The 22,364-nt window shown below is 44.9% G+C and carries 13 protein-coding genes; 10 read left to right on the plus strand and 3 right to left on the minus strand.

Translation table 11 applies throughout. The features are described 5' to 3' along the window. The first annotated feature begins 304 nt into the window (after positions 1–304). Genes BIT28_RS20410 through BIT28_RS20425 form a run of 4 tightly spaced genes read left to right on the plus strand, consistent with a single transcriptional unit; the run spans position 305 to position 7,410 of the window. Positions 305–1,714, plus strand: coding sequence for an ATP-binding protein (locus tag BIT28_RS20410; protein WP_217696648.1), 1,410 nt, complete (start codon positions 305–307; stop codon positions 1,712–1,714). Then, on the plus strand, positions 1,714–4,416 hold the full coding sequence (locus BIT28_RS20415) for a Z1 domain-containing protein (protein ID WP_075766790.1): 2,703 nt from the start codon (positions 1,714–1,716) through the stop codon (positions 4,414–4,416). The genes BIT28_RS20410 and BIT28_RS20415 overlap by 1 nt, the downstream gene beginning before the upstream one ends. Beyond that, complete coding sequence (locus BIT28_RS20420) at positions 4,413–5,378, plus strand: PD-(D/E)XK motif protein (RefSeq protein WP_075766791.1); 966 nt, start codon at positions 4,413–4,415, stop codon at positions 5,376–5,378. The genes BIT28_RS20415 and BIT28_RS20420 overlap by 4 nt, the downstream gene beginning before the upstream one ends. A gap of 1 nt (position 5,379) precedes the next feature. Then, a complete protein-coding gene (locus BIT28_RS20425) occupies positions 5,380–7,410 on the plus strand; it encodes an AIPR family protein (protein WP_075766792.1) in 2,031 nt (676 codons plus the stop codon). A 164-nt stretch (positions 7,411–7,574) separates the two neighbouring features. Here the strand turns inward: BIT28_RS20425 and BIT28_RS20430 are convergent, their stop codons facing one another. The 3 genes from BIT28_RS20430 to BIT28_RS20440 form a co-directional block, all read right to left on the minus strand. Next, the gene (locus tag BIT28_RS20430; protein ID WP_075766793.1) at positions 7,575–9,113 is read right to left on the minus strand and encodes a DNA cytosine methyltransferase; all 1,539 of its coding nucleotides are present in this window, start codon (positions 9,111–9,113) and stop codon (positions 7,575–7,577) included. A 168-nt stretch (positions 9,114–9,281) separates the two neighbouring features. Further along, positions 9,282–10,058, minus strand: coding sequence for a glutathione S-transferase N-terminal domain-containing protein (locus BIT28_RS20435; protein ID WP_083652000.1), 777 nt, complete (start codon positions 10,056–10,058; stop codon positions 9,282–9,284). Positions 10,059–10,207: 149 nt separating this feature from the next. Then, entirely contained in the window at positions 10,208–11,140 is a 933-nt protein-coding gene (locus BIT28_RS20440) for a LysR family transcriptional regulator (RefSeq protein WP_075766794.1), read from the minus strand. Positions 11,141–11,312: 172 nt separating this feature from the next. Here BIT28_RS20440 and BIT28_RS20445 point away from each other — a divergent pair, with 172 nt between their 5' ends. The 6 genes from BIT28_RS20445 (at position 11,313) to BIT28_RS20470 (ending at position 22,308) form a co-directional block, all read left to right on the plus strand. Further along, positions 11,313–12,785 carry an aspartate ammonia-lyase gene (locus BIT28_RS20445; protein WP_083652002.1) on the plus strand — a complete coding sequence of 491 codons (1,473 nt, stop codon included), beginning with the start codon at positions 11,313–11,315 and terminating at the stop codon, positions 12,783–12,785. Beyond that, positions 12,782–14,161 carry an MmgE/PrpD family protein gene (locus tag BIT28_RS20450; protein ID WP_075766796.1) on the plus strand — a complete coding sequence of 460 codons (1,380 nt, stop codon included), beginning with the start codon at positions 12,782–12,784 and terminating at the stop codon, positions 14,159–14,161. Before BIT28_RS20445 ends, BIT28_RS20450 begins: the two co-directional genes overlap by 4 nt. A 39-nt stretch (positions 14,162–14,200) precedes the next feature. Then, positions 14,201–15,505 carry an anaerobic C4-dicarboxylate transporter gene (locus tag BIT28_RS20455; RefSeq protein ID WP_075766797.1) on the plus strand — a complete coding sequence of 435 codons (1,305 nt, stop codon included), beginning with the start codon at positions 14,201–14,203 and terminating at the stop codon, positions 15,503–15,505. 1,303 nt (positions 15,506–16,808) lie between these two features. Next, positions 16,809–19,286, plus strand: coding sequence for a cytochrome-c peroxidase (locus BIT28_RS20460; RefSeq protein ID WP_217696649.1), 2,478 nt, complete (start codon positions 16,809–16,811; stop codon positions 19,284–19,286). Positions 19,287–19,534: 248 nt separating this feature from the next. Beyond that, positions 19,535–20,995: a pyridoxal phosphate-dependent decarboxylase family protein gene (locus BIT28_RS20465; RefSeq protein ID WP_075766799.1), complete on the plus strand. Its 1,461-nt coding sequence runs from the start codon at positions 19,535–19,537 to the stop codon at positions 20,993–20,995. A 38-nt stretch (positions 20,996–21,033) separates the two neighbouring features. Next, positions 21,034–22,308 carry a metal-dependent hydrolase family protein gene (locus BIT28_RS20470; RefSeq protein WP_075766800.1) on the plus strand — a complete coding sequence of 425 codons (1,275 nt, stop codon included), beginning with the start codon at positions 21,034–21,036 and terminating at the stop codon, positions 22,306–22,308. Positions 22,309–22,364: the final 56 nt, after the last annotated feature.

Here is a 22,364-nt window from a genome sequence, read left to right on the forward strand (position 1 = left end):
TCAATTATAAATTGGGCAATTGCAATTAACTCCTTATTAATGTTGTTGAAAATTTATTCTAAATAATAAGATAGAAGATATGTGACTAGTATGATAGAAACATAATTAACTTATTGATATCTTTGAGTTACATTCGTCTGAGAGCTTACTGTTGCAAGTATGTGATATGTCAGTTGAACTTCTTGCTCAGAATTGTTTCTTTGAACTGTCAAAAATATCGGAATCGTTGATAACTATGGAGAGATTACCTCTGCCCCCAATGGCTGGACCATTTGTTCAAAGCCTCCGATGTATCGGATATTCGATGGAATCGGCAGTTGCTGACATCATAGATAATTCGATATCTGCTAGTGCTAGTACAGTGGACATTTTTACCGAGTGGCGAAATAGTGATCCTGTACTGGCTATTATTGATAATGGTTATGGTATGAAGCCAAGTGGAGTTAAGAAAGCGATGCAGCTTGGCGCTATAGGTCCTGCTAGTGAGCGATCTATTGATGACCTTGGTCGATTTGGTATGGGACTCAAAACGGCATCTTTTTCTCAATGCAAGAAACTTACGGTTATCAGTAGAGCTGACAGTTGTGATGATTGGTATGGGATCCGATGGGACCTTGATTTGGTGGAGAGAGAAAATCAGTGGACAGCACAGATTATTGAGCCTGCTGACTGTGAGTCGTACCTATGTGATATTGGATTTGAGCATTCAAGAGGTACTGCTGTTATATGGAATACCTTTGATAGAGCTTTAGACTTGACAGCAGCCAGTGCTGAGCGAGCCTATGATCGGCGCGTTAGCGCTCTAATTGATCATCTTGCACTTACTTTTCATCGATTTATTAGTGGTGAGAAGGGGACAAAGAAACTTACTCTTCGCCTTAATAAACGGCTTATTAAGGGGATGGATCCGTTCGCAACTCGTCCAGAAACTGGCAGGCAAGCATCGACTTTATTGTCAGACGAGACTTTGAGGTTAGGGCATTGCTCAATTAAGATAAAAGCCTATCTATTACCACACCCATCTAGCATGACTCATACATTTGCTCAAAGAGTATCTCTCAACGGTGAACATCATGCTGGACAAGGTTTATATATTTATCGTGCGGGAAGATTAATTTCTTCTGGGAGCTGGTATCGACTTGCTAAAGTATCTGAAGCTAACAAATTAGCTCGGGTTCAAGTGGATTTTGATAACAATGCTGATCATTTGTGGCGTATTGATGTACGAAAGTCTCGAATAGATTTACCTGCTTCACTTCGTGAGCAGCTTAGAAGAGTCATAATTCAGTGTTCAAAGAAATCATCAACGACGTTCACCCGCCGGGCAAGGATGCCATCATTAGATTTAGAGCCAGTTTGGCAGCGAGTTTACGATAGAGATAGAGAACGAGTTTATTACGTCCTTAACCGCAGTCATTCTGCGCTTTCTGAAATGCTACGGTCAATTACATGCGATCAAACTAGGTCTGCTTTGATAAGCATTATCGAGACTGCGTTGCCTTTAGCACTGATAAAAAATGATTTATCCGCGTCAAATATAAAACTAGATCAAGACTCAGAAGGTTTGTTTAGTCAAAGTCAGATTTTGGCTGAAAATCTATTCAAAGCTGGAATAGATCTTGAAAATATTTTCAATGCGTTAGTGAACGACAGCAATATTGGCCTTACAAGAGAGCAAGCCAAGAAAATTATAAGTAAGATAGAGGCTAGGTAATGTTATCTAAAGATACAATAGTTGAGATGGTTGTGAATCAGATGGAAAAGGATGCACACCGTTATGATCGAGAAATTACAAAAAAATGGATTGATGAGCAGCTAGATAGTTATCGCACCAAACTAAATCTTGATATGACTGATATTGAGATTATTGAAACACTTTTTCGAGGAAAAGTTGCTGTTACTGTTGGTGAGGCGGCTGTATTAATCAGTGATGAGCCACGCAAGGAGTGGTTAACAGACGATAAGAAGTTATTGATTAACTGGTACTATTGGCAACGTTTCAAGGATCATTTTAAGACTAAAGATATACCGGAAAGTGTATTAAAAAGGACTGATACCGATACAGACCGAATTCTTTCTCTTATCGGAGATCCTGAGTCTGAATCTGGATTTTCGTGTCGAGGAATGGTGATCGGAGATGTTCAGGCCGGTAAAACCAACAACTACTCAGCTTTAATTAATAAGGCAGCCGATGCAGGCTATAAATTGATTATTGTTCTGACAGGTACCGTAGAAGATCTTAGACAACAAACCCAGGAAAGACTCGACAAGGACTTCGTTGGTAGCGTTTCAATTGCTGGGAAGTCCAATAAGGACAGGGAAACTAAAATAATAGGGGTTGGTCGTTCAAATGACTCTAGACTTCCATTTTGCTTGACAGATAGAGATGATGATATTAAGAAAGACCCTCGATATAGAATTTCTACTATAAGTGAGCCAATTCTTGTCGTAACTAAAAAGAATAAACATCCACTGCAGCGACTTGTTACTTGGCTAACCTCTGAAGTAAATATTAAAAATGGTGGTGTGGAACAGCCTGTATTAATAATTGATGATGAGGCGGATAACGCTTCAGTTAATACCGGTAACGATGATGAAGATCCAAAAACCATCAATCGATTGATACGCGAAGTACTTCATGCATGTAGAAGATCGAGCTACGTAGCTTATACGGCTACTCCTTTTGCCAATATATTTATTCACCCTGAATCTGAAGGCGATAGGGCTGATACTGACGATTTGTTCCCTAAGGACTTTATTGTGGCACTGGAGCCGCCAAATAATTATTGTGGTGCACGTTATTTCTTTAGAAATGACGAAGTGACAGATCAAACTTGTACTGAGATTGAAGATGCAGGAGAACACTTACCGATAACTCATAAGCCGGGTACTGCTGTTACATCTATACCCGAGTCATTGAAAGAAGCTATTGGAACCTTTCTTATTGCTTGTGCAATTAAAGATATTCGGCGTAGAAAATTATTGATAAAGCATGTTCATGACTCAATGCTTATCAATATGTCTAGGTTAACGAATGTTCAGTCTGACATAACTCCTTTAGTAGATATTTGCCTAGATGAGTATTGGAGTGCGATAACCGTATATGCGCATAAACGCGAAGCTGAAACTTGCTCTGAGGGTATGAAGATACTTTACTCTCTCTGGAGTAAACACTATGAAAGTTGCACCAATGAGTCATGGGAAGATGTGCGTAATTCTCTGGCTGATATGGAGAAACCAAAAACTGTTACAGTTCACAGCAAATCTGGTGATTCGTTGTCATATGAAAAAGATGGACCTAAAAAACAGATTGCGATAGGTGGCCTTAAACTCAGCCGTGGCCTTACGCTTGAAGGGTTGGTGGTAAGTTACTTTTATCGACGTTCTGTAATGTATGACAGCCTCATGCAAATGGGGCGTTGGTATGGTTACAGAGATGGATATAAAGATTTGTTACGCCTTTGGATTACCTCTGAGTCTTTGGATTGGTACGCTCATATATCGAAAGCTTCCGATGATTTACGTGAACAAGTGGCTGAAATGCAGCGTAGAGAGATGACTCCTCGTGAATTTGGTCTTCGAGTTCAGGCATCTCCTGATTCACTTATGGTTACTGCTGCTAATAAAATGAGGACGGCAAGAACGATCATGAGTCGACTTCGTTTTGATAACAGGTTGTTGGAAACAGACTGCGTTGACTCAAGGTTAAATGTTGTTGAAAGCAACTTTAATGAATTTACTCGTTTGCTTGAGCGAATAGGTGATAAGTACTATAGCGGGCCAGATATTCCTAAAGATCATCAACAGCACCTTTATTTTAGAGATGTAGAGGCAAGAGATGTCATAGAATCATTAAAAAAACTAAATAACCACCCAAGTTGTGGTTTTTGGGCGGAAAGTAACTTGTTTATTCCATTCTTAGAAGAACGTTCTGTTGATGACTTTGCATTGTGGGATGTATTTGTTTATCAGACAAAAACCCAGAAAGAAGGTGTTTGGATTGATAAGAATGGTAAAGAGTTTTCCCGTATTAGAAGGGGAATAGTGACAGACCCCAAAAACCCAAACAATGCACATGAGCTGCGGTTAAGTCGAAAGCAGTCAATTAAAGACCCTAGTGGTGTTGAACATCTTGGCCTAACACAGGTGGATATTGATGCTGTAAAGCAAGGGGCTTCTCGCGTGGCGGATAAAAAATACCGTGCAGCTAGAACTAAACCTACTTTAATTTTTCACATCATTAAAGCCTGTAAATATGGTCTTAATGAGAAAGATGTTGTATCAGAGCGTGATGTGCTTGGATGGGTTATATCTATTCCTGAATCGAAAGTGCCTCAACCAGATATATTGTGGAATGTTACGCTTGATTGGTTTGAAAAATTCGGCGTTGAGTTAACAGATGAGTTCGAGTCATGAGTAGTATTGAAACCCCATGGACAAAGATGGCCTTACCTAAAACTGGTGTTTTAACTACCCTTCGGTTAGGGCTGGAATCAACGAATGCATGGTATTGGATACGATGCAAAGATGGCCAATTTGGTGTTGCTATACAGCTTCCAGCTGGTGATGCTGACTCAACTGAGTCTATACGAGGAACGTCAAAATTAAATATTGTCCGCGTAAATGATTCAAATGGGGAACATTATCTAGGAGTAGTAATTGGTTCTTCTGAGCTTGCTACAGTTTTTTATCGCTTGTGTCTTGATCTTGTGTCTGCATGTCAATGTTCAACATCTTCAAATCAGATAGTGGCGATTTTAAAGCGCAGAGTTATTGCTTGGCAGAGGCTATTTGAAAAGGGGAGGCAAAAGCTTACGCCAGAGGAGTGTTTAGGTCTTATCTCTGAACTTAAGTTTCTTCGTGAATATTGGGTTCCCAAAGTATCTACAAATGGTGTGTTAGGATGGCAGGGGCCTATGGGGGCTCCACAGGATTTCTGCGATGAATCAATTGATTTGTCTGTGGAAATTAAATCTTATGCTTTTGATTCCAGTATCGTCAAAATTTCATCTCCTGAGCAGCTCTGCGCGAAAGGACGTTTATTTCTTACCGTATATCCAGGAGCGATATCTTCTTATGGTAATGGGGTTACACTTAACGAATTTGTGGAAGAAACGAGAAATATGATATCACTGAGTCAATATGCAATATTTGATGAATTATTGCTCAGTGCTCGATATATCAAGGATGATTGTTACGATGAGTTGTACTTCGAGCTAGGTGATCCTAGAGTGTATCGAATCGAAGGTGACTTTCCTCGATTGACGGGAGATAACTTACCCTCTGCTATTAATAGGGTCAGATATGATATTGATTTATCCCTTGTTGCCGATTGGGAATGTTCGATTAGTGAGTTTAGTGAGAGAGTGGTAGGTTGATATGAATGAAGTGTTAGAATATTACACCTCGCTTATCGAACATGTAAAGGCTTCATCTGATGTTGAAGGACGCTTAATAGAGTTCGAATTTCTTAACTACATTCTAGATCTTTTATCTGATGCGGGTGAATTTGATGACTATGAGATTGTAGAAGATGGAAGAGATGGTGCGGGAAGATGGCTGATTGATGGTTACTCTTTTGATACAAATAATTATTCTTTGTCATTGTTTGTAACTCTAATTTCTTCATCAGAAGAACCGTCAACACTAACGAAGCGTGAAATTGAATCTGCAATAAAGAAACTATCTAAGTTTGTAACAAAAGCTCTTACAGAGCACTTGCCATCAATATTTGAGCCGTCTAGTAATTGTTATCAAGCTGCTCGGCTAGTTTTGGATAATTGGAGTGATGTATCTCGTATCAGGTTCATCGTTGTATCAAACCGGCCTGCTTCAGAAAGAATGCGCGCTCTTACAATTGATGATATCGAAGGTCGCCCTTGTACTGTCCATTTATGGGATCTTAGGCGTATATTTAAACTCGAATCCTCTCGAAATGAGCGAGAGGAGATGATTATCGACTTTCGTGATAACCCTCTTCCATGTTTGGTAGCTCATGATGATGCTGAAGGGGAACAGTCCATACTCACTGTGATGCCAGGAACTAGACTAGTTTCACTTTATGGGCAGTGGGGGGCTCGATTACTTGAGCAGAATGTTAGAAGCTTCCTTCAACATAGAGGGAAAGTAAATAAAGGGATAAGGGCAACTATCCTTAGTGATCCAGCGCATTTTTTTGCATACAACAATGGATTAACAACTACAGCTCAAGGGATAGTCATTGAGCAAACCAACAATGGTCCAATGATAGTTGAACTAAGAAATCTTCAAATTGTTAATGGCGGTCAAACAACAGCCTCTATTTACAGTGCATACGTCAAAGATAAGGCTGACTTATCAAGAATATCTCTGCAAATGAAGCTTACAGTTCTTTCTGATGAGGCCTCTACCGAGCTTGTTCCTAAAATTTCTAGATATGCAAATTCACAGAATAAAGTATCTGATGCTGACCTATTCTCTAACCATCCATTCCATGTTCGCCTAGAAGAGTTTTCAAGGAGAATTTGGGTTCCTGTGCGCGCTGGACAGAATGCTCAGACGCATTGGTTTTATGAAAGGGCTAGAGGGCAGTATCTAGATGCACAAGCATATCTAACACCATCAAAGAAAAAGCAGTTTCAGCAACTTCACCCACGTTCTCAGTTAATAACAAAGACTGATGTAGCGAAGGTTATGAACTCTTGGGATTGTTTGCCACATGAGGTTAGTAAAGGTGCGCAGAAGAACTTTGCGAAATTTGCAGAGGTAATCGATACGCAGTGGGAAAAAGATAATTTAGTCTTCAATGAGTCGTATTTTCGTAAGTTGATCTGTAGAGCTAGTATTTTCAGAGCACTTGAAAAAGCGATAATGAAAGAAGACTGGTATGCTGGTTATCGAGCCAACATCGTTACTTATGCTATTGCACGGTTATCTCTTGAAATTAGCAATCAATCTTTAGATTGGAATATGGATGTATTGTGGAGAGCACCGGTTATACCGAACCCAATTATGATGATTCTTCGTCAATTATCTCATGCGATTAATGAGTTATTGCTTTCAGATAGTCGTCCGGTTGGAAATCCTAGTGAATACGCTAAGCGACAAATGTTCTGGGACACTGTAAAAAAAATAGACTGTGATATTGTTAAAATTAGTAATTTTTTGATAAGCAAAGTTGAAGCTGCAGAGCAAGCTGTAACTTCTAAGCTGGTCCAAAAGATTGATAATGGCATTCACGCACAGGAAACAATACTGAAAACACCTAAAAAAACATGGGAAAAAGTAGAGCAGTATTTACTTGATGAAGATGCAGCAACGCCAACCTTGATGCAGATTTTGCAGGTAGCAAAGAATCCAAAGAAGCTACCATCAGAAAAGCAATCTATCGTATTAGCTAAACTGTTGACTCGTTATTCTGGTAGGTTTTAATTAGAATATATAGATTAATTAACTGCTCAATTTCAAACCTTTCAAATGTTTTTTTAGTTATCAATTGAAAGGTTTGACTATAATATTTAGGTCAGTTTTAATTCCGATTGTTTTCATTGAGAATAAATCAAAATTAATTATGTTTTACATTTGTTTTTTCGTTTTTAATAATTACCCAGCAATTTCATTACAACTTTTCCTATTTGCTGTGCCAAAAATGGAGGCACAGCATTACCTACTTGAACATATTGCTGTGTTCTGGTTCCTTCAAAGAAATAATTGTCAGGGAAAGTCTGTAACCTAGCTGCTTCACGTACTGTTAGGCTTCGACATTGTCTTGGGTCGTAATGGATAAAATAATGGCCATCTTTAGATATATGGCTGGTTACAGTTGTTGCTTCCTTATTCGCTGATTGAACTCGGAAGCGATCAGCATGTGTCCCTGAATCCCAGTTTGCGTGCTTTGGTGCTAGTTGGTTAGGAAAATCTCGTGATTTAGGAGAAGTTCCGTTGTTTAGGAGCGCGTAAGCTGCACAAAATGCATAGCGGAGTAAGTCATCAGCCATGTGCCCACGAGTTTCATGATTAAGCACATAGTTCAGATCTTTATCAAGCAACCAATCTTTAAGTGGGGTGGGAATAGTTGCGGATTGAAAGTTACTATGAAGTGTAGCTTTACGGTTTAAGCTAGATAAAGGTGCAAGGTTTAATTTTTCAACAAGTTCTTGATCATTGCTAATCCTTAAGATTCTATTTAAGCGTATAGCATTTTCTGAAATAGTACTTTCCCAATCTTTAACATCATCTTTCTTTTTAGAAAAACCACTTCGTAGTGCAGGTAAATCTCCAATAGCACTCTCAACTGATATTGGGTATTGGTCAGATTTATTTAATGTGGTTGGAATAGCATCGATGTCATCTCTAACACCAAGCAAGATAACTCTATGCCTTGCTTGAGGCACTCCATAAAACTCAGAACGAATAAGAAAGTCAGATGGATTTATATATTGAGGATCTTTAGGATCATCTGCATCAACAACTAAGGAATATATTTTATACCCTAACACATCATCTGTTTCTGTGACTAGACCAGGGTTTCTTAAGTCTTTAAGAATTTGAGGAAACATTACTTCTCCGTCAACCTTAGCAGACAATATTCCTCTAACATTCTCCATTACAAATACTTCGGGTTGAGCAATAGAGATTACTTGCAAGTATTCTTTATATAAGAAATGTCGATGATCTTCTTCAGCTTTATAATTTTTAATACCGGCATTACGAGAACGTCCAGCTAATGAGTATGCTTGGCATGGAGGTCCTCCAATTACGATTCTTGGGCCACGGTGGCCTTTTACAAGATCATGAATACGCTTATGAATAAGTTCATTATCTTTACCAAGAGCCCTTGGTTCATGTAACGTTTCAGCTAATGCTGATTGTGCTTCCTCTTGGTGCAACAAGAAAAGTTCATCACGAGTGATGCTACCGCGAACATATTTATAGTAATCTTTTCTTGCTTTCTCACTATCTTTGATCTTTCTGAAAAAAGCTCTAGTTGTAAGAGTTTTGTGCGCACTTGACTCTCTTTCTACAGATACACCGATTTTGAATGGCTTATTACCACTTTCATCGGTACATGAGGAGATGCCTTCACCTAACCCGCCGGGACCTGCAAACAAATCAATAACTAGAACGTCTTTCATCTTGGCATTACTATTAATCAAAATTCCAGGCAATCATACCAGGCTAAATTTTTCGAGCAATATGATACTTATCTTATTGATCATATTTATTTGAAAGATGTACGGATTGTCTAAAATCCAAGCAAAAGAAGCTACTAACCTGAATTTTTTATTCTAGGCTTAACCGCCTCACCCATACGCCTCCTCCAGATACCGCAAGATATCCTTTGATTCAAACATGTCGACACCGGTGTTGGGATCCATCAGATAGGGGACCTGGACATTGCCGTGCTGTTTGAAAAACTCGTCCCGTTTGGTGTTCGGTAATGGTTTGTAGGGTTTCAGGCTCCAGTGGAACTGGGCCGGGCCCATGTCGGAGAATTGTTGCTTGCCAAGATTGATCAGGATGTAAGTCAGCTCAAGCTCGCACAGCTTCTCGCGGACCGGGCGGGAGAACGGGCTGGATTCGAAGCTGTATAGGATCAGCGGTAGATCAGGCTGTTGTGATGGCGGAGTTGCCTGTTTGCGTGAATGACGAGCCTTGATGCCAGCGCCTAGCCTGACTCCAGATGCCAATTTGGATGTTAGGGTACTTCTGAGTTGTCCGAGGCATGCTTTAGGAGGCTTGGTCCCTCTGTATTGCTGGAAAAGGTGATGGATGATGCCTTCAGCCCCTTGGACAATGTTTGGGTGGTTGGAATCGACCAGAACGGGTGGGGTGGCACCGTTGAACGCTGATTTCAGCTTGGCTAGATTTTCTCCGCCTTCGGGGCAAGGAGCGATAATCACATTCAAGTCGAACTCGGTGAGTACTTCACGAACGAGACGGCACTTCGAGTCACCTTCCTGATCAAACAGAATGAGCGTTTCTTCCGGTTGCTCGGTGTGTTTGCTGGCAACGGTTCCGCGCCAGAAACGGTAAGTGGAAGCCAGTGAAGATGTCGTGATGTTCAGCAAATGGTTCATGTACTCACCTGTGATCCGCTTTAGTCCGTTAAGAGGGATGGAGTTATGTATAGAACAAATAAAGCTGTTGCACTGAGTATTTAATCTAAAAAAGCAACGATTGGCTACTTTTTATTCGTTCATGCTCATATTGAACAGTGGCAAAAGGGTTATTCTCCAATCCACGGCCAGCGTTTTTGTACTTCATGCACTTTCTTGCCAAGAATAATCTCTCTGATATCAGCAACAAATTCTTCGATCATGTTGCCAAATTCGCCCTTTCTGCAGATAACCGCCAGTTGTCGTGTAATGCCGGGGGCGGGCAAGGGCTGGCATTCAAGCTTGTCGAGCAGCTCCAGTTGGCGGGCCAGAAAGGTGGGGGTGGTTAGCGACCAGCCTAAGCCTTCGGCCACCATTCCCAGAACGTTATCAGCCCTGTCGAGGGAGAACTGGCTTTGCGGTTTGTAGTTTCGCCAGCGCAGCCAGTTGTTGGTCTGGGTGCCTGTCGGTGTCCAGTTCTCATAGGCGATATAGGACTGGTGCTTGGCCAGCCACTGAATCTCTTTCGGCTCCCAACTTGAGGGAGTGACAACCACATATTGTTCACTGAGCAGCGGGAACATGGCGAGCTCCTGAGGGATATCCTGATTGGTCATCGAGATGATGATATCCACCTTGCCCGATTGCAGCGAGGCCAGTAGTTCAGGGGCCGTGCCGGTCATCTGGTTGATATGGGCCACTTTGGGCTGGAGATATTTGAGCAACTCTATTCCGGCAACCTGGGTGACCGAATCGACCATACCGATCCGCAACCGCGGTAGCTTGCCTTTTTCGATGGAATGCATCCAGTCTTGCAGCTTACGCGATTCAGCCAGTAGTTTGCCGCCTTGCTCGTACAACTCCCTGCCTGACAGGGTGAGCTTGATCGGGCGCTTGCTCCTGTCCAGCAGTTTGCAGTCAAGCACATGTTCAAGGCTCTGGACCAGTTGAGAAACCGCTGACTGGGTTTGGTTTAGGTGCTGGGCCGCTTTGCTGAACGAGCCGGTTTCGACCACAGTGATAAAAGTTCTGAGTTGGCGAAGATCAAATGCAATGGAGTCCATATCAGGCCATACTATAAGTCTAACTAATACTCAGCATTATATTCCCCACTGGTATCCAAGTACGGAGCTAGTTCAAATAATCCGCATCAGCCTTGCCATAGAATCTACTCAACAGAGCTAATCAACAAAGCTATTCAACAAAGAACATGGCAGAAAACCGCAGGATTGAATCATGAGAAAAGAATCTGATGTATTAGGTGAAATGATGTTACCGGACGAGGCGTATTACGGTATTCAGACCGTACGTGCCCGGGATAACTTTGCGGTTTCCGGCCGTACGGCGGTGGATGTTCCGCATTACCTATGGTCGGTTGCTGCTATCAAACAGGCGGCAGCTAAGGCGAACTGCAAGATTGGTGCGCTGGATGAAAAGCTGGCAGATGCCATTGTGCAGGCTTCGCAAGAGGTGATGGATCATCGTTTTGACGACCAGTTCCCTATCGATATTTTTCAGGGCGGCGGTGGTACGTCAACCAATATGAATGCCAATGAGGTGATTGCCAATCGTGCCAATGAAATGATCACCGGCCAGAAGGGTTATGACCAGGTGCATCCCAATACGCATGTCAACATGGGGCAGTCAACCAATGACGTGATCCCGGCGGCAATGAAGATGACCTGTCGCCTGAACCTGCATCAGTTGATCAAGGAAGTGGCCGCACTGGAAGCCATGCTGGAAGAGAAGACTCAGGCTTTTGAGCATGTCGTTAAGCTGGCTAGAACCTGTCTGCAGGATGCGGTGCCTATTACCCTCGGCCAGCAGTTTAGTGGTTATCTGCATCAGGTAAGACGCCTGCACCTGGCGTTGAAAACGGCCAGCGAGCAGACGTTGGACTTGCCGCTTGGTGCCACTGCAGTAGGTACCGGGCTTTCAACCCATGAAGGATACCTAGAGCAGGTTTATACCGAGCTTCGTGAGATCACTGGCGAGCAGTTTATTGCCGAGGACAACTTCTTCGATGGTCTGCAAAACGGTGATGCCTACCTTGAGGTTGCCGCCCAGATCAAAAAGCTGGCGACCTTCCTGTCAAAAATGGCAACGGATTTTCGCATTCAGGGCAGTGGCCCGCGTGCTGGGTTCAATGAATTGTTTATACCTGCCGTGCAGCCGGGTTCATCTATTATGCCGGGCAAGATCAATCCGGTTATGCCGGAGCTGATCAACCAGATTGCCTATCAGGTGATTGGTAATGATGTGTCGATCACCATGGCGGTCGAGGGCGGTGAGCTGGATTTGAATGTCTGGGAGCCGGTGATCATCAAGGCGCTGTTTGAGTCTTGCACCCTGCTGACCAATGCGATTCCGCTGTTTGTCGACAAGTGCCTGAAGGATCTCCAGCCTAATGAAGCGGTATGCCGTGAATATGCCGAAAAGAGTACCGCACTGGCTACCGTGATTGCGACTCTGTTTGGCTATAAGGTGGGAAGCCGTATTGCAACCACAGCCTTTGAGCAGAACCTCAGCGTCCGTGAAGTGGTGTTGGCCGAGCAGCTGTTAACGCCAGCGCAGGCTGATTATTTGCTCGACCCTATGGTGATGACTGATCCCAAGGCCAGTGCAGCAGCCGTGAAGCGTTACCAGCAGGAGGTGGCTGACTCAGCATCTGCAAGTGGGCTGCAAAAAACGATTGAGGAAACAGCATGAAACCCGATCCTTTACTAAGGCAGATCGCACGCTGGTGCGTGAGCCTGCGGCTGGATGAGGTGCCCGATGAGGTGGTGCGGGTAGCCAAGATAGCCCTGACCGATTACGTCGCCGTCACCATCGCCGGTAGCGAAATGCCTGTTGCGACAAAGCTTCAGCAGTTTGCGATGCAGCGAGCACCGCAGGGCAATTGCAGTGTGTTGGGCACCGAGCAGAAAACCAGTATGGCCTACGCCTGCTATGCCAATGGTGCCGCCTCCCATGCACTGGATTTTGACGATGTCAGCTGGGCGACAATTGGCCACCCGACTGTGACCGTCGCGCCTGTAGCCTTTGCCGCTGCCGAGGAGAAACAACTCGGTGGCGACGGTATCTTGCTGGCGTATATCGCGGGCGTTGAAGCCCAGCATCAAATTGCGAAGTGGGTGATGCCGAAATTGTCCGAGCAGGGCTGGCATACCACACCTGTTATTGGCGTGTTCGGGGCAACAGTAGCGGCCGGCGTTCTGCTTGACCTTGATGAAACCACTTTGACCAATGCATTGGCTATTGCGGCATCGTCGGCATCTGGCGTGCGGGGCAACTTTGGGAGCCAGACCAAGGCAATGCACGCCGGGCTTGCAGCATTTAACGGGGTCAATGCGGTTGAGCTGGCAATGCTGGGGGTCACCGGTCAGCCTGATGTTATCGAGGCCGCTGATGGCTTTGCCCAGTGCTTTACCGGGATCACTTCGCTTGATGACGCTGAAATAACATTGGGTCAGCGGTGGGACTTGCTGGAAAACGGTTTGGTATTCAAGCAGTACCCCTGTTGCAGCGGCAGCCATCCTGCCATTGACTGCTGGGATGCCTTGCTTATTGAACGAGAGCGTGGCGGCATACCTCTGAAGACTGAAGAGATCGAATACATCCAGGTTGGTGCCAGCCTGCTTGGGCCGCGTGAGCTGGTCTGTAATCATCCGCACAATGCTATTGAGGCGAAGTTCTCGATGCAATATGCCCTGGCTTCCCGGTTGATCCATGGTGCTGTCGGGCTTACGGAGTTTACCGGCGAGGCGGTGAACGATCCCCAAGTACAGGCTCTGATACCCAAGATACGGATGCGGGTTGATCCCGAGCTCGAAAAGCTGGGCTTTGTCGGTACCGCGCCGGTGAAGATCCGGGTGTATCTGGCTAACGGTGAAACCTTGAGTATCGAGAACGATCTCGCCAGGGGAAATCCTGAAAAACCGCTGTCTCAGGCGGAAATCGAGAACAAATTTAATGCTTGCGTCTTGCCAAGGGTGGGCGAGCACAAGTGCCAAGAGTGGCTGGGGGCGCTGACTCACTTTGAGACAGTGATCTTTGCCGAGCTCAAGCACCTGCTGAATTCATAACAGTAACTCCCGAATCAATAACGGGAGAGGAGGTTTCCAATGATTTTTATCCAAACGTGTCTGTTGTTAGGGGCCATTATACTGGCCGCCCGTCTTGGCGGGATCGGTGTCGGTCTGGCTGGTGGTCTGGGGATGGCTATCGCCGTCTTTGGCCTTGGCCTGCCGCCGGGCAGTATTCCGGTGTCGGTTATTTTGATCATTATGTCGGTGATCCTGGCATTGTCAGTGATGCAGCAGGCTGGTGGTATGAGCTACATGGTCAACTGTGCCGAGAAAATGCTGCGTAATCATCCCAAATACATCAACATCCTGGCACCGGCCACGACCTTTGTGCTGACAACGCTGGCCGGTACGGGCTATACCGCGATGTCTGTACTGAATGTTATCCAGCAAGTGGCCAAGGAAAACGGCGTGCGTCCGAGCCAGCCACTGAGCTCGGCCGTTGTGGCCTCGCAGATCGCCATCACGGCATCACCAATCTCGGCAGCGACTGCGGCAATGTATGTGGTGGTCGAGCAAATGGGGGTGAGTTTTGGTACCGCGCTGAGCGTGATTATGCCGTCGGCCCTGTTCGGTGTGGTTGTGGCGTCGTTTATCGCCAGCCGTCAGGGTTGCGAGTTGAAAGATGACCCGATTTTCAAGGAACGTGTTGCCAAAGGACTGGTAAATTTCACACCTGAAGAGCAGAAGCAGATTGAACCCAGCATTGAAGCCAAGCGTTCGGTATGGCTGTTCCTCGGTGGTGTGATGTTCATTGTTGCCTTGCTGCTGTTCAAGCCGCTGCTTGGTCATGATTTGGGATCGCGCGATATCATTGTTATCGTGATGCTGCTGACCAGTTTTATCATGGCGATGGTGTGCAAGGTTCAGCTGACTTCCATCAAGAAAGCACCGATCTTTGCAGATGGGGCGGAAAGCCTGATTGTGATCCTCGGTATCGTCTGGTTGAGCTCGACCATTATTGGGGTGCATATTCCTGAGATCAAAGCTATCGCTGGCGATGTATTGAGTGAGTATCCTGCGTTGCTGGCCGTGGTGTTCTTCGGTACGTCGGCACTGCTGTTCAGCCAGGGAGCAACCAGTGCCCTGCTGGTACCGATTGCAGCGTCGCTGAACGTCGATCCCGGAACGATTCTGGCAAGCTTTGTGGCGGTAAGTGCCCTGTATATGACCAACATCTACCCGACGACAGCCTTCGCGATTGCCACCGATGACACCGGCTCTTTCCTTAGCAGTAAGTGGAACGGTTCTTACATCGTCAACCACCCGTTCTTCCTGCCGGGTATGCTGGGAATTGTGGCTGCGGTACCGTTCGGGTTTGTGCTGGCCAATATCTTTGTCTAGCAGGCACAATAACTCCAAGATAATTCAAGCCCTCTTCATTGAGGGTTTTGTTTTGTTCGTTTCCTATTATGTCTAGGCTTGCAGCCTTCCTCGGTTTCATTTTTCTTCGCCCTAGATCATTATCTTTACCTATTAACAATATAGAGGGAAATAAATCATGGAATAAACCCAAAATGGTAAGGGATATGTGATGGGTGAGTTTCTTGCAAATAAACCTTTCTTTTAGTGTTGTTACTATCGCGTGATATTTTTGTGATTAATGTAAGAGGGTGAAACTTATCTATGCGCAGGTTTTATGTTCATTTCTGATTGATTATATAAATCCAAGATTGAAAGCTGTTCTATTGTACCGATTATACTACTAAAGTATTGCTTTTCAGTTTCTCTTGTAGAATTGTTTATGGTTAGAAGTGATTGTTATATCAACAATATTAATCTAGCTTTATTCATGTGGATATTAATTGCAACATCGATGGTAAGTTTTTATTGCATTAATATGGTAAGTATTTTACTAACTTAAAGATTACAACTATCACTTTTTTTGTAGATGGTTGGATGATTTTCGTGAGAAGTAGGAATTCTCAAGAAGCTAACTTAACCATAAGGCCTTTACAGAACTAAATGACTAATTTTTCGGTCTTAAAGTGGATGTTGTCATGCATTATGGTTTTAATTCTTAGATTATTAATGCAGATATAGTCATTTCTTATAACTGAGAGGTATAGACGTTTAAGTAGAATACATCATATCACTGACAATTATGACTCTATTGTAAAACTAAATTACTAGAGAGTAATGAAATTATTATATTGCAAAAGTTTTGATTGTGGTTTGCAAAATAGAATGACATTTAGAGTGGTAGGAAATTTTGTCGGTTTTTTAAGACTTGTTTTATGAGTATTGTATGGTTCTATTTTATTTGTTTTTTCTATTTGTTTCAAAAAATGTCATTTCTGTTTGATTAGCCTGTTTATATAATGATTGTTCATTCGGGATGGGTAATATATTTTTATTAGATGTTTTTAACCTAAATTACCATTCATTTTCTCATTTCTAAGAATTCGAAAAAGTGACGTGTTGTAGCTAGATTGTTGGATAAAGGAACTGTCATCTTTTATTTTCAGGATGACCTCCGAAATAAATAATTATTATCCCTTTATCTTTTGTGGTCGATTGTTGACTGAATTACAGGAGTTGAGTTATGCGGGCTAAAACGAAGCGCTATCAAAAGTTAGCTGCTTTGCCTTTTATAGTTGCCTTTTCATTAGCCAGTTCTGTGGCTAGCGCAAATATTGAAGCAGAAATGCAACTAGCATTGGAAGAGCAAGGTTTAGATTATCAATCATTATTGGCTCATCACCAGACTGAGCAAGAAGCTATCCGACAGGCACTAATAGAGGCCAAGCGTGAAAGGCCTCTTAACCGAGAGTTAGTATCTAGTTTACAGAAACAAAAAAGTGAACTTCGTAAAAGCCATAGAACGGAAGTCAAACTATTGAAGCGCCTTCAACAGCGAGATCTTTCTGAGATCCGTATGGCTATTCAACGTTCGGGTGGTACCGGGGAAGAACCAGAGCCTGATCATGAGTTCAATACATTGCTTGAACTCGTTAGCGGTGTAGAGCTTACCGATGAAAATGGTATACCTGTGGGGGGGGAGGCGGGAATCGCTGTCTTTGGAGATAAGATGGATGTTGAAGTTGCCCTTGGAGGACTCTCTTCTGCAAGGGATGTTTCATCTATCGAACTGACCCATTGTTCTACTGGAGAAGTGTACTTATCACTTCCGCCACGTGAATTGCTTGGTGAAGTGGTGATTGGTCCTGAGATCCCACCACAAATTCCGGATGTTAATGTCGGGCCACTAGAGCCTACCCCCATGTATAGTTTGGTAAAACTCAATCAGCCAATTACTAATGCCATGTTGTTGGCACTTGAAAGTGGCGATATGTGCGCCCCGGTAGTGATGGCGTCTCATGAAGAGTCTCACCCAGAAGGGGCTTTAACCGGTAGTTTCATTGATCACCTTCGTTTTGAAGCACTTGAATACCTATTGGACCCGTCGCTGCTGCCCGAGCCTCGTATTGTTGACAGACAGTTCAACACATTAGGTACGATTAGTGATTTGGTTGTTAAAGATCAGCATGCACTTGAAAAGCTGGGTAAGGCCTTTTTCTGGGATACCCAGGTCGGCTCCGATAATAAAGTGGCCTGTGCCACATGCCACAATTTAGCTGGGGTTGATTGGCGGACCAAAAATCAGTTTGCCAGCGGGCCCGGTAATCAGGAAGTGTCATTAGAAGATTTTCCTGTTGACAGGGTGTTAGGGTCACAAGGCGTGTTAAAAGCTGAATTTGTAGATATAGACCCTAATCAGCCTGGCTCGGATGTATGTAATGATCTGGACGGTGACTTTAGGCAGGTGTCTAGTCGTAATGCCCCGACAGTTGTTGATGCTGCTTTTAGTACCTTTCAATTTTGGGATGGCCGAGCACACCGTTTCTTCAACGGTGAGAACCCGTTGGGTCCTGTTGATATTAATGCCGGGGTCTACAAGGTCAACGGTTCCGGCTATGTTGAAAAAGATACCAATTTCTTGGTTGATTTCGCGTCACTGGCATCTCAGGCCGTCGGTCCGGCTGAAAGTCATGTTGAAATGGCCTGTGGCCCTGAAAATCGTAGCCGTTACTTCCCTCAGTTGGCAACTAAGTTACTAGACAGCAGGGTTAAACCTCTTGGGTTGCAGAAAGTTCATTCTGATGACAGCTTGTTGGGGGGGCTGGCAAATGGTACTGCCGGACTCAATACCAGTTATGAGTCAATGATTAAAAATGCGTTTAGAGATGAATACTGGGACAGCGCTGCGCCTATATCTCTCCAACACCCGGTAACTAATGAGTGGGAAGATTACAGCATGATGGAGGCAAACTTTGCCTTTATATTCGGTATGGCCGTCCAGGCCTACGAGCGTACTCTGCTTTCGGGAGAGAGTAAGTTCGATAAGTTTGCCCGTGGAGAGGTGGAGCTAACTGAAGATGAAGAAGAAGGTTTCAATCGTTTTCTGAGCGGCGGTACTCGCTGTAATGAGTGTCATGACGGACCTTTGTTTACGACGGCAACTTTAGAGTTTCAGCTTGTTGAGCCCATCGAAGCCATGCGAATGGTAAACAGTGTTGATAATGGCCTATATGATTCTGGTTTCTATAATGTAGGGATTCGTCCTGCCGAGGAAGATTTGGGTCGAGGACGTCAAGATTTACCTGGACCAATTGCCTTGTCGAGTCAGTCTAATGCAGGTAATGATATGCTATGGCCGAACTTGCCTCTTGTCTCTGCTGATGAAGGTAAGGCTAGTGTGAAAGGGCACATGAAAACCCCGACATTGCGTAACATCGAACTCACTGCCCCTTATTTCCACAACGGTAAATACCTGACCTTGGAAGATGTAGTGGCCTTCTACGCTCGTGGTAGTGATTTTCCAAATAGCGAAGATCTTGACCCGGGTGTTCGCGTTATCGGGCAGTTGATCGGTAAACCTGAACGCCAGGCCAAGATTGCAGCCTGGATGCGTACCCTGACAGACGAGCGGATACGTTATCGTTCTGCGCCATTCGATCATCCTGAATTACCGATTCCTAACGGTCATAAAATGGAAAATGGACAAATTATCGATGATATTGTGACGTTGGAAGCGACAGGTAAAGATGGTACAACCGATATATTTGCTACCTTCTTCGAGCGTGTAGGCGGCACAATCCCTGAAATTTCTGAAGATGATTAATTAATATAATAATTTGTTATCTCTACATATGGAATGACGTTAAAGGCTTGGTTCATGATGAACTAAGCCTTTTTTTAAATTAAAGAAGTTGAGACCTTTATAAGGGTTAAAGATAGCGAATTGTGACAATTGTTCATGGTTCTCCCTTTAGTCTGTTTTGTCTCCACGTGGCGCAAAATGATAAATATAGAACGGCGAAATCTTTAACTTATGACTCAAGACACAGTCATTAACCAAAGAGGTACGCCATGTCTCATCAGTTTAACCAGTACAGCAAGTTGCTGAATCGCTCACTTTCTCATGCTGTTGATTACCTTGAGGCTTTGCCGGAAAGACCGATTGATAGCCAGATCAGTTCACAGTCGTTGCGGAGCCAGATCGGCGGCAGTCTACCGCTACAGCCAAGCAATCCGGAGCAGGTGCTGGATGAGCTGGTGGCCAATGTTGAAAACGGCCTGATTGGTTCGGGCGGTCCGCGCTACTTTGGTTATGCCATTGGCGGCTCCTTCCCGGTTGCTCTGGCAGCTGATTGGCTAGTCAGTGCCTGGGACCAGAACGTGCCATATTATGTTTCCAGTCCTGGCACCTCAGTTGTCGAGGAAACGGCTGCCGAATGGATGCTGGAACTGCTCGGTCTTCCAGATACCGCCGGCGTAGGTTTTACCTCCGGTGCCCAGGAAGCGATTTATACCGCATTGATTACGGCCCGTAACAGTTTGCTACAAAAAGCAGGCTGGGATGTGGCGACTCAGGGGCTATATAACGCCCCGCGTATTCATGTCGTAGTGAGTGATCAGATCCACTCAACCATCAAGCGTGCGCTCTCGATGATTGGCATCGGCGTGAGCGATATTAAGACGATTCCAACGGATAACAATCTGAGAATACTTCCTGAATACTTGCCGGAGATCTTAGAGCAGTGTGATGGCCCGACATTGGTTTGTGCCCAGGCTGGCTGTATTGATTCCGGGGCATTCGATCCGTTCGAGGAGATAGCCGAACACGTTAAGGCTCATCCCAATGCCTGGCTGCATGTCGATGGCGCGATTGGGCTGTGGTCCGCAGTCAGTGACAAGCAAAAGCACCTGCTGAAAGGGATTGAAAAAGCCGACTCTTGGGATACCGACGGTCACAAGTGGTTCAATATGCCCTACGACAGCGGGATGGTCATTGTCCGTGACGCTTCCTTGTTGGCAACGGCAATGGGAGGCAACAGTATGGGCGATTACCTGACCGACGCCATTGCCAAGCCGGACCGTAACGCTATCAACTTCGGAATATCGGCATCGCGCCGGGCCCGCGGGGTGCCTGTCTATGCCGCTATCAAGGCGCTGGGCAAGGAAGGGATCCAGGCTCACCTCGACAATTGTTGCATGCTGGCACAGAGAATGGCTGACAGACTGCGCAATGTCGACGGGATCACCATTCTCAATGATGTCGTGTCCAACCGTTTTTCGGCCCAGTTCGGTATCGGTGATGATACGTTCCGAAACCACCTGACCGAGCGAGTTGTTCACCAGTTGCAGCAAGATGGTTTCTGCTACCCGTCAACGTCTGGTTATAAGGGGCTCAAGACCATGCTCTTCTCTGTGCTGAACTGTCACACCACGATAGAGGATATTGATGCAACGGCAGAGAAAATCATCGAAATCTACCATATCGAGCTGGAAACATGCCAGCTGGGCGAAGCGGCTGAGCTGTGTGACTAACCCGCAGATTGTCTGAATAACAATAGAGGAAATAGAGTATGAAAGTGCTAGTAAAGAATGCTTCATTGTTCGACGGCGTTAATGAGACGGTCAAGCCGGGATGCTTTATTAGTGTCGAAGATGGGGTGATCACCGAGATAGCCAATCAGGAAAATACCAATGCAAGTTATGGCCGGGTAATTGACGCGGCTGGCTATACGGTGGTTCCGGGACTGATAGATGCCCACACCCATATTTCGTTTTCGGATACGTTTCAGGCCATGGATAGTATGACCGCAGAAGAAGTGGCGGTGCGCTCGACGGTGATTGCCCGCCAAATGCTGGAGCGGGGTTTTACTACGGTCCGGGATGTCGGCAGCAACTGCTATGGCCTGAAGCAAAGTATCGACAACAACTTTGTGCCGGGGCCGAGGATTTACCCGAGCTATGGGGCAATTTCGCAAACCTGTGGTCATGCTGACTATCGGCAGAACAGAACCCAGCGTTCTAACTTCAGTCAGAACCTGGAGGATTCGAGCTTTATGCGTCAGGGTCACCTGGTGCTGGCTGACGGCGTGCCGGAGTGTCTGAAGCGAACCCGCGATCAAATATTTAAGGGGGCATCCCAGATTAAAATATTTGGCGGTGGCGGGGCATCATCACTGTTTGATCCACTCGATACGATTCAGTACACCCGTGAAGAGCTAAGGGCAATTGTAGAAACCGTGACCAATTACGGCTCGTATGTCTGCAGTCATATTCATGCCGGTCCCGCGATGAAGATTGCGGTGGAGGAAGGGGTGAAGTCCTTAGAGCATGCAACTTTTATGGATGATGATATTGCACGGTTGTGCCTGGATAAGGAAGTCTGGATTGTTCCGCAGTATGCGACTGCCGAGCTAATCGCCAACCGGATGATCCCGCTTGATAGCGAAATTCTCTATCAGAAGACCGAGCGGGTTGGCAAAGGCTTGCTCAAACAGGCTGAACTGGTCGAGAAATACAACCTCAAATGTGCCTTCGGCACAGACTTGGTCGGAATGCCGGAAGTACATGCCAAACAGAATGCCGAGTTTTCGGCGCGGAAGAAATACTTCGGCTCGTTCCGCGGCATTAAGCAGGCGACCTCGGATGCCGGCGAGTTGCTGAAACTATCAGGATTATTGGATCCGTATCCGGAGGGTGATATCGGGGTCATCCGAGAAGGAGCGTTTGCCGATATGCTTCTTGTCAGCGGTAACCCGGTTGAGGATTTGGATATTCTTGCTAATCCGGACAATATCAAGGTAGTGATTAAAGACGGGGATATTTTCAAAGATACCCGTACCTTGTAAACCAATATCTGGCCATATTTGAAACCGTCTCCTGTGAGGCGGTTTTTTGTTGCCTG

Origin of the sequence: Photobacterium proteolyticum (genome assembly GCF_001939735.1) — a bacterium.
Taxonomy (GTDB): Bacteria; Pseudomonadota; Gammaproteobacteria; order Enterobacterales; family Vibrionaceae; genus Photobacterium; species Photobacterium proteolyticum.

Coding starts and splice junctions, on each gene's coding strand:
- BIT28_RS20410 (WP_217696648.1), top strand. CDS start 305: ATGGAATCGGCAGTTGCTGACATCATAGATAATTCGATATCTGCTAGT.
- BIT28_RS20415 (WP_075766790.1), top strand. CDS start 1,714: ATGTTATCTAAAGATACAATAGTTGAGATGGTTGTGAATCAGATGGAA.
- BIT28_RS20420 (WP_075766791.1), top strand. CDS start 4,413: ATGAGTAGTATTGAAACCCCATGGACAAAGATGGCCTTACCTAAAACT.
- BIT28_RS20425 (WP_075766792.1), top strand. CDS start 5,380: ATGAATGAAGTGTTAGAATATTACACCTCGCTTATCGAACATGTAAAG.
- BIT28_RS20430 (WP_075766793.1), bottom strand. CDS start 9,113: ATGAAAGACGTTCTAGTTATTGATTTGTTTGCAGGTCCCGGCGGGTTA.
- BIT28_RS20435 (WP_083652000.1), bottom strand. CDS start 10,058: ATGAACCATTTGCTGAACATCACGACATCTTCACTGGCTTCCACTTAC.
- BIT28_RS20440 (WP_075766794.1), bottom strand. CDS start 11,140: ATGGACTCCATTGCATTTGATCTTCGCCAACTCAGAACTTTTATCACT.
- BIT28_RS20445 (WP_083652002.1), top strand. CDS start 11,313: ATGAGAAAAGAATCTGATGTATTAGGTGAAATGATGTTACCGGACGAG.
- BIT28_RS20450 (WP_075766796.1), top strand. CDS start 12,782: ATGAAACCCGATCCTTTACTAAGGCAGATCGCACGCTGGTGCGTGAGC.
- BIT28_RS20455 (WP_075766797.1), top strand. CDS start 14,201: ATGATTTTTATCCAAACGTGTCTGTTGTTAGGGGCCATTATACTGGCC.
- BIT28_RS20460 (WP_217696649.1), top strand. CDS start 16,809: ATGCAACTAGCATTGGAAGAGCAAGGTTTAGATTATCAATCATTATTG.
- BIT28_RS20465 (WP_075766799.1), top strand. CDS start 19,535: ATGTCTCATCAGTTTAACCAGTACAGCAAGTTGCTGAATCGCTCACTT.
- BIT28_RS20470 (WP_075766800.1), top strand. CDS start 21,034: ATGAAAGTGCTAGTAAAGAATGCTTCATTGTTCGACGGCGTTAATGAG.